We start from the raw sequence: 7,659 nt of genomic DNA on the forward strand, positions 1-7,659 counted from the left end.
AGGCCACTGCTCCGGACCAGGAGGCCACAACAAAACCGCAGCTCGCGGCCGTGAACGGAGTGTCGACACCCTTCAGGCGAGCGCACGGTGAGATCCGCAGCGTGAAAGGGTCTTGGAGTCCGATTTGCGAGGAGGATAGAGTCTGGCCCTAGATCAGAGTGGTGCCGGGGTTGAGGAGGGCGATGTCCATCACGCCCTTGTCCCTGCCGCAGCCTCCTGCGAAGGCGCCGGAGTTCGGACAAGACGCGCTGATCGTGTGCGAGAGCCTGGTGCGGATCTACCAGTCCGGGTCGGTCGAGGTGCAGGCACTGCAGGGGCTGGACCTGGTCGTGGACAGCGGGGAGATGGTGGCCGTCGTCGGAGCGTCCGGGTCGGGGAAGTCGACGTTGTTGTCCATCCTGGCCGGGGTCGACGCTCCCACCGCCGGGCGGGTGCGGGTCGATCAGTGGAATCTGCTGGACATGTCGCGGGCCGATCGGGTCCGGTATCGGCGGCACACCGTGGGACTCGTACGCCAGCAGACGGCCGCCAACCTCATCCCGTACCTGACCGCGCGGCAGATGGTCGACCTGCCGATGACAGCGGCCCGCACTCCCGGCCGGGTACGCCGCAGGCGTGCTGCCGAGTTGCTGGATCTGCTCGGCGTCGCCGAGTGCGCCGAGCGGCGGCCCGCACAGCTGTCCGGCGGGCAGCAGATGCGGGTGGCCATCGCGGTGGCCCTTGCCAACGAGCCCAGGGTGCTGCTGGCCGATGAGCCGACCGGAGAACTGGACAGCGCCACGTCGGCCGCCGTGTTCGGGGTGTTGCGGGAGATCAACCGGCGGCTGGGCGTCACCGTCGTCATCGTGACCCACGATCCCGCGGTCAGTGGGCAGGTGGAGCGGACCGTGGCGATTCGCGACGGGCGCACGAGCAGCGAGGTGTTGCGGCGTACCACCACCGGAGATGACGGCGCCCCCCAGGTGATCGCCGAGGAATACGCGGTGATGGACCGGGCGGGGCGGATTCAGGTTCCGCGCGACTACCGGGAGGCGCTGGCGTTGACGCGACGGGTCCGGCTGGTGCTGGAGGCCGATCACATCGCGATCCGTCCCGACGGCGGCGGGGCCGGATGAACGGCGGGCCCCTGGTCAGTGTGCGTGGCGTTCATCGCCGGTACGGCAGCGGGGCGACCGCCGTGCACGCGTTGCGGGACGTGACGTTCGAGCTCGCGGCCGGCACCATGACCGCCCTCGTCGGACGGTCCGGCTCCGGCAAGACCACGCTGCTCAACATCATCGGCGGCCTGGACCGCCCGGACTCCGGTACGGTCCTCGTCGACGGAACGGACGTCACCGCCCTCGACGAGGACGGCCTGTCCCTGCTACGGCGGGAGAAGGTCTCGTACGTCTTCCAGACCTTCGGCCTGATCCCGGTGTTGTCGGCCGCAGAGAACGTGGGCGCCCCGCTGCGGCTGGCCCGCGTACCGTCGGTGGAGCGTGAGCGGCGGGTCGCGCTGCTGCTGGAGCTGGTCGGACTGGCCGCCCATGCCGAACAGCTTCCCGGCGAGCTGTCTGGCGGGCAGCAGCAGCGGGTGGCGATCGCCCGGGCGCTGGCCGCCTCGCCCCGGCTGCTGATCGCGGACGAGCCGACCGGGCAGTTGGACGCCGAGACCGGTCTGTCGGTGATGGCGCTGCTGCGCGGGGTGGTGGAGTCCGAGGGCGTGACGGCGCTGGTCTCCACGCATGACCCGACGATGCTCGCGCTGGCGGATCGGGTGATCCGCATCAACGATGGGCATCTCGACGAGCATCCCGGCATGCGGTCTGATGGGCAGCTCGACGGGCGCTCGCCAACGGCCGGGGCGATTCTTGATCAGTAAGAGCTGCCCGTGCTGAGGCTGGTCGCCCGGCGAGCCCGTGCGCAATGGCCATTGCTGGCAGCCCTCCTGGCCGTCGCCGTGGTCGGCCCCACGCTGCTGGGCGCCTGTGCCCTCCTGCTCACCCGTACCGCCGAGCAGGCGCTGGAGACCGCCGCCTCTCGCGCCACCTCCGACCAGATCGACGTCACCGCCTACACCGTCACCATTCGCGGCGAGCACGCGAGATCCGTCGCCGACGACACCCGCGGCGTGCTGACCTCGGCCCTCGCTCCGTTCGCGACAACGACGGCCGCCCGCGCGTCGTCCGTGATGCGGTCGCTCCCCAGCGCCGGTGTTCCGGCTGTGGCGTACCTGTCGGGAGTGGAGGACCTGCCGGCCCGCACCCAACTGGCCGCCGGCCGCCTGCCGCGGGCGGGTGTCGCGCCGACGGAGGCCGTTGTCCTGGAAAGCACCGCGCGGCAGCTCGGCCTGGCTGTCGGCAGCCGGGTCCGCCTCGGCAGAGAGTTGGCCGACGATCCCGACCAGAGGGTCGAGGTGAGCGTGGTCGGGGTCGTACGCCCGCTGCCGGGCACCGGCTGGGACCGTGACCCCCTCGCCGCCACCGGGTACGATCCGGCCTACCGCGACGGCCGCTCCGCACAGCCGGTTCACGCGTACGGGCCGTTCATCGTCGACCTCGCCGACCTGCTCGACGGCGGCTCCACCCTCGACCGGCTGGAGATCAGCGCCCACCCCGACCTGTCCGCCCCCGCCGGCCGTGACCTCGACACCGTCACCCAGGCCGTGCTCGGCGCCGACCGCCGGCTGGGGCAGACGCTCGGCGACCGGGTACGGATCCAGCGCGTCGCCTCCCGATTGCCCTCCACCCTGCTGGCCGCCCACGACCAGCAGCGGGTCACCACGGCCGCCGTGCTCGCCGTCGCCGCCATCGGCCTCGTCCTGACCGCGACCGCCCTCGCTCTCGCCGGTCGGCTCAGCGCCGGTGTGCGCAGCGACGAGACCGCCCTGCTGTCCGCGCTGGGCGTCGGCCGCGGTCAACACGCCACCGCCGCGCTCGTCGAGGCCGGCGCGCTCGCCGTGCTCGCCACCGCGATCGCGATCCCGGCCTCGTCGGCCTTGCACGCCGGGCTGACCCGGCTGCCGCCTATGGCCGGGGCCGGGCTCGCCATGCCTCCCGGCGTGAACGCCGTACAGGTGCTGTCCGTCGCCGGCGGCGCGCTGGCGCTGGCGGTGGTGCTCGTCGTGCCCTCGCTGCGGGCCTCCTTCGGAGGTGTCCGCGGCCGGCGGGAGCTGCTCGCCCGATCCGGCGCCGACCTGCTGCTCGTGGCGCTCGCCGCCGTCGGCTGGTGGCAGTTGCGCGATCAGCCGACCGGTTCAGGCTCTCCCGTCGACGCCGTACGGGTGCTCGCTCCCGCGCTGCTGCTCATCGCCGGAGCCGCGGTGACGCTGCGCCTGGTGTGGCCCGCGTTGCGCGCTGTGGAACGGCTGGCCGGCCGGGCTCGCGGGCTGATGGTTCCGCTGGCCGCGTTCGAAGCCGCCCGCAGGCCACAGGCGGTCGCGGCGGGGCTGCTGATCGGGTTGGGCTGCGCGGCGGCCACGTACGGGGTCGGGTTCGACGCCACGTGGCAGCGCTCCCAGCAGGACCAGGCCGATCTGTCCGTCGGCACCGACCTCGCGCTCACCCTCACCGCCCCGCCAGTCGCCGGGCAGGGCCCGGTGGTCGGCGCGGCCAGCGGGGGAGAGGTGAGCCCGGCCACCGATCGTGGCATCGCGGTCGGGCAGTGGCTCGGCGGCGCCGATGACCCCCCGCGGCTGATCGCCGTGGACACCACTCGTGCCGAGGCGCTGCTGCGCGGACGGCTGAACGACGGTCGCACCTGGAAGGCTGTGGGCGCCGGTCTCGCGCCGCCGACGCGCGCCGCCGGTGTTCCCGTCCCGGCCGGAGCTGCGCTCTCCCTGGTCGGGAACGCGACCGGTACGACGCCGCTCACCGTGACGCCCCGGCTGCTGTTCCAGGATGCGACAGGGCTGCGTACTCCTTGCACAGGTGAACCCATCCCGCTCGACGGCAAAGCGCATCCGCTGCCGGACTGCGCGACGGCCGAAGGGCTCCGGCTGGTCGCAGTGTCTCTTCCGTTCGCGATCGCGATGGAGAACGTGGGCACCGGCCACTCCGATCCCCTGGCGGAACCCCCGGCGGGGGACAGCCGCGTCGCCGTGACGCTCACCGTGGCGGGAACAGGCTCTGTACCATCGCCCTGGACCGCCACCTCAGCCGGGCCGGCCCCCGGGCAGCTCGGCAATCCGGCCGTCGCCCTGACCAGCACCTCCGCGGGCACCGAGCTGAAGATGACCACGACCGTCGCGCTGAAGGGCCCGCCGGACGCCGCCAGGAACCTGGTCGCCACTGCTTTCCCGGCTCCGGGACCGGTGCCCGTCGCCGTCTCCGCCCGCTTCGCCGACGAGGTGGACGCCCGGCGCGGCTCCCGGCTCGACCTCACCGTCGGCCTCACCCCCGTACAGGTCAGCGTGGCCGAGGTGCTGCCGGCCGTGCCGTCCGCTCCGGGCGCCGCGGCCATCCTGGCCGACTTCGACGCCCTCTCCCGTGCCCTCGCTGTCAGCGGCGACTTCGGCGTGCCCGTGGACGCGTGGTGGGTCGGCCATCCCACCAGAGGTGATGCGGCCGATCTCCGCCTCGGCAGCGTCACCACGCGCGCGTCCGAGACCGCCCGGCTCACCGGCGGCCCGCTGCGGGCCGGGCTGCCGGCCGTGCTCCGGCTGCTCGTACCGGCCGCGGTGCTGCTGATGATCGCCGGGATCGTCCTGCACGTGACGTTCGACCTGCGGACCCGCGCGGTCGAGGTGGCGCGCCTGAGGGGTCTGGGGATGACCCGGCGCGAGATCCGTACCGTGCTGCTCGGCCAGCACATCGGCATCCTGCTGCCGCTGCTCGCGGCGGGCGCGGTCGTCGGCGCGCTGGCCACGCGCGTCGTCGCACCTCTGCTCGTCCGCTCCGACACTGGCGCCGCTCCCGTTCCCGAGGTTCTGCCCGTCTGGCCGTGGGCCGCCGAGGCCGCCCTGCTCACCGGGCTGCTGGCCGGGTGCGCGCTGGCGGTGAGCGCGGTGGTCGTCGTCCAGGCCCGGCTTGCCGATGCCGCGTATCTGCGGGTGGCGTCGTGAGGATCCCGGCACCGCACTGGCCCAGCGTCGTCGGCCGCGCCCGCGCGGACGCCGGGCCGTTGCTCCTGGCCGCCGTCGTGGTGGCGGTCGTCACGCTGCTCGCCGGCGCGATGCCGCCGACGTTGTCCGCGACCGCCGACGCCGCCGTACGGGACGCGGTACGCAGGACCGGCGGCGACCTCCAGGTCCACGCCCGCATGGAAGGCGACGACGGGCCGGACGGCAGCCGCCTCCGGCACCCCCGCCTCGCCGAGGACGTCGACGACTTCCGAGCCAGGGCGACGGACGAACTCGGCCCCAGCCTGCGCGCCGCCCTGCATCCACCCGTCGCCACCGTCACCAGCCCCACCCTCAAGATTACCGATGGCAGCGTGCTGCGTACGTTCCAGCTCGCCTATGTGGCCCGCGACGGTGGGCCCGACGTGACCTGGATCGCGGGCGGCCCGCCCCAGCCCACCGCCTCCGCGACGGCGTCGGTTCCCTACGGCGCGCCGCCGTGGCCGGTGCAGGTGGGCCTGTCGGAGGCGGACGCCGCCGCTCTCCAGTTCCGTCCCGGCGCCCGCATCCCGCTGGCCGACGACCAGGGTAATGTCAAAAAGGTCCAGGTCAGCGGCATCTTCCGGCCTCGGGACAGCGCCGATCCCGCCTGGCGGCTCCTCCCTTCGCTGCTGAGTCCCGTCGCCGGCGTGGACGGCACGGGAAGCACCCGGTTCGCCGGGCTGCTGTCACGCGACTCGCTGCCCGACGCCCGGCTCTCCTTCGGCCAGGACGAGTTGCGGCGTACCGTCTGGTTCACGCCCGACCCGATCCGGCTCACCTGGGACGCGGTCCCGTCGGTCGCCGCGAAGGTGGTCGCGCTCAAGGCGGCCTCCGGCTCCTCCGGCGCCCGGGACGGCTCGCTGAAGTGGGAGACCCGGCTCGACGGCGTGTTACGGCACGTGAGCTCCCAGGTCGACGCCGCGTTCGCGCAAGCGTCCATCCTGCTCATCACCCTGCTCGCCGTCGCGGTCCTGGTCCTGCTGCTCGCCGCCGACCTGCTGGTACACCGCCGCGCCCCCGCCCTGGCCGCCGCCCGGCAGAGAGGGATGTCGCTACCGGTGATCGGTGGCGAACTGCTGCTCGAATCCGCCGTGATGGCGCTGCTGGCCGCGGCGGCCGGGCTCGGCCTGGCCCGGGCCGTCGCGCCGGGGGTCTCCTGGGAGTGGGTGGCTCCCGTGGTGGTAACCGCCGTCGCCGCCGGACCGGCGTTCGGCACGCTCACCGCCGCCCGCGCCACCCGGGATCGCCGCGTCCCGGCCAACCGGAGTGCGCGGCGGTGGGTGCGTAACACCGTACGACTGCGGCGGGCGGCTCTTGAGACCGGGGTGCTGGTGGCCGCGTCCGGTGCCGTCGTCGCTCTGTACCAGCGTGGAATCGGTGGCGGGGTGTTGCCCGCGAGCACGCCTGCCCTCTGCTCGCTCGCAGGCGCGCTCATACTGGCGCGGGCGCTGCCCCTCGGGATGCGCTTCGTGCTCAAGCGGCTTCTGCGGTCGAGCCGGCCGCTGGCGGTGTTCGGGGCCGCGAGGGCGGCGGCGACCTCGGCCCGGGTGCTACCGCTGCTGGTGCTCGTGACCTCCGTGGCCTTGGCCTCGTACGCGCTGACCCTTGGTGCCGCTGTCGGCCACGGGACTGCGGATGGGCCGCTGGCCTCGGGACTGCTGCGGTTGGCGTGGGTCTCGGCTGTGACCCTGCCGGTTCTGGGCCTGCTGGGACTCGCTCTCGGCACGGCAGCCGGCGCGCCGGAGCGGTGGCAGACCCTGACCCGGCTGCGCACCCTCGGGCTGCGGCCCCGGGAGGCTCGCTGGGTCGCCGCGGGAGAACTGCTGCCGCCGGTGGTGGTCGCCGCTGTGGGTGGTCCGCTGCTCGGGGTGCTGCTCGCCCGCCTGACGTTCGGCTCGCTCGCGCTGCGCCTGCTCACCGGCGCCGATCCGGCCCTGGCGCTGCCGTGGTGGGGGCTCGGCCTGGTGGCGGTCGTGTTCCTGGCGGCGGTCGCCGTCGTGGTGCCCGTCGAATCGGCGCTACGCCGCCGACGACGGTTGGGCGAGGTACTCCGCGCGGGCGACAGCTGAGCCGGCCGACTGCCGGCGAATGGATCGGCATCGCCTATGGAGGTGGGACCGGTCAGGTGGTGAAAAGCTCCACCAGAATGGAGGCGCGTGGCGTGCGGTCCACGTAGATCTCCCGTCCCTGCCGTCGGCGCACGATAAGCCCGGCAGATTCCAGACGGTCACAGTGGTATGTCACCTGTGTCAGGGGTTCGGTCTCGTCGGGCAGTAGCAGGGTGCTCGACAGCAGTGGTTCGCCGAGCTCGGCCAGCAGCGCCTGGGTGACGACGTGATCGGGGATTCGGACGCCGACCGTCTTCTTTCTGGGATGCAGCAACCGCCGCGGCACCTCCTTGGTCGCGGGCAGGATGAATGTGTAACCGCCGGGAGTCGCCGCCTTGACCAAGCGGCAACTCGGCGCTGGCACCAAGGTGAGATTCGCCCTGGAGGACCGATCCTTCCTCGCCGCCCTCTTGGCATCGCTGCCGCGCGAGGTCCTGCGCCGGCTACGGCTTCTCGTCAGCCCGGATACCG

General features: G+C 73.4%; 5 protein-coding genes. 4 read left to right on the forward strand and 1 reads right to left on the reverse strand.

Annotated elements, in window-relative coordinates; genetic code table 11:
- Positions 1–182: 182 nt before the first annotated feature.
- The 4 genes from EJK15_RS37310 to EJK15_RS37325 are packed head-to-tail and all read left to right on the forward strand — an operon-like array spanning position 183 to position 7,149.
- Positions 183–1,115 carry an ABC transporter ATP-binding protein gene (locus EJK15_RS37310; protein WP_138715181.1) on the forward strand — a complete coding sequence of 311 codons (933 nt, stop codon included), beginning with the start codon at positions 183–185 and terminating at the stop codon, positions 1,113–1,115.
- A 20-nt stretch (positions 1,116–1,135) separates the two neighbouring features.
- Complete coding sequence (locus EJK15_RS37315; protein WP_240777456.1) at positions 1,136–1,861, forward strand: ABC transporter ATP-binding protein; 726 nt, start codon at positions 1,136–1,138, stop codon at positions 1,859–1,861.
- A 9-nt stretch (positions 1,862–1,870) separates the two neighbouring features.
- Entirely contained in the window at positions 1,871–5,041 is a 3,171-nt protein-coding gene (locus EJK15_RS37320) for an FtsX-like permease family protein (RefSeq protein WP_171074740.1), read from the forward strand.
- Positions 5,038–7,149: an FtsX-like permease family protein gene (locus EJK15_RS37325; RefSeq protein WP_138715182.1), complete on the forward strand. Its 2,112-nt coding sequence runs from the start codon at positions 5,038–5,040 to the stop codon at positions 7,147–7,149. Before EJK15_RS37320 ends, EJK15_RS37325 begins: the two co-directional genes overlap by 4 nt.
- 52 nt (positions 7,150–7,201) lie before the next feature.
- Here the strand turns inward: EJK15_RS37325 and EJK15_RS76580 are convergent, their stop codons facing one another.
- Positions 7,202–7,552 carry a Sua5/YciO/YrdC/YwlC family protein gene (locus EJK15_RS76580; protein WP_276615468.1) on the reverse strand — a complete coding sequence of 117 codons (351 nt, stop codon included), beginning with the start codon at positions 7,550–7,552 and terminating at the stop codon, positions 7,202–7,204.
- Positions 7,553–7,659: the final 107 nt, after the last annotated feature.

Source organism: Nonomuraea basaltis (genome assembly GCF_005893125.1).
Taxonomy (GTDB): Bacteria; Actinomycetota; Actinomycetes; order Streptosporangiales; family Streptosporangiaceae; genus Nonomuraea; species Nonomuraea basaltis.

What these genes read in the sequence shown, in the direction of transcription:
- EJK15_RS37310 (WP_138715181.1), top strand. Translation starts at nt 183, where the DNA reads ATGTCCATCACGCCCTTGTCCCTGCCGCAGCCTCCTGCGAAGGCGCCG.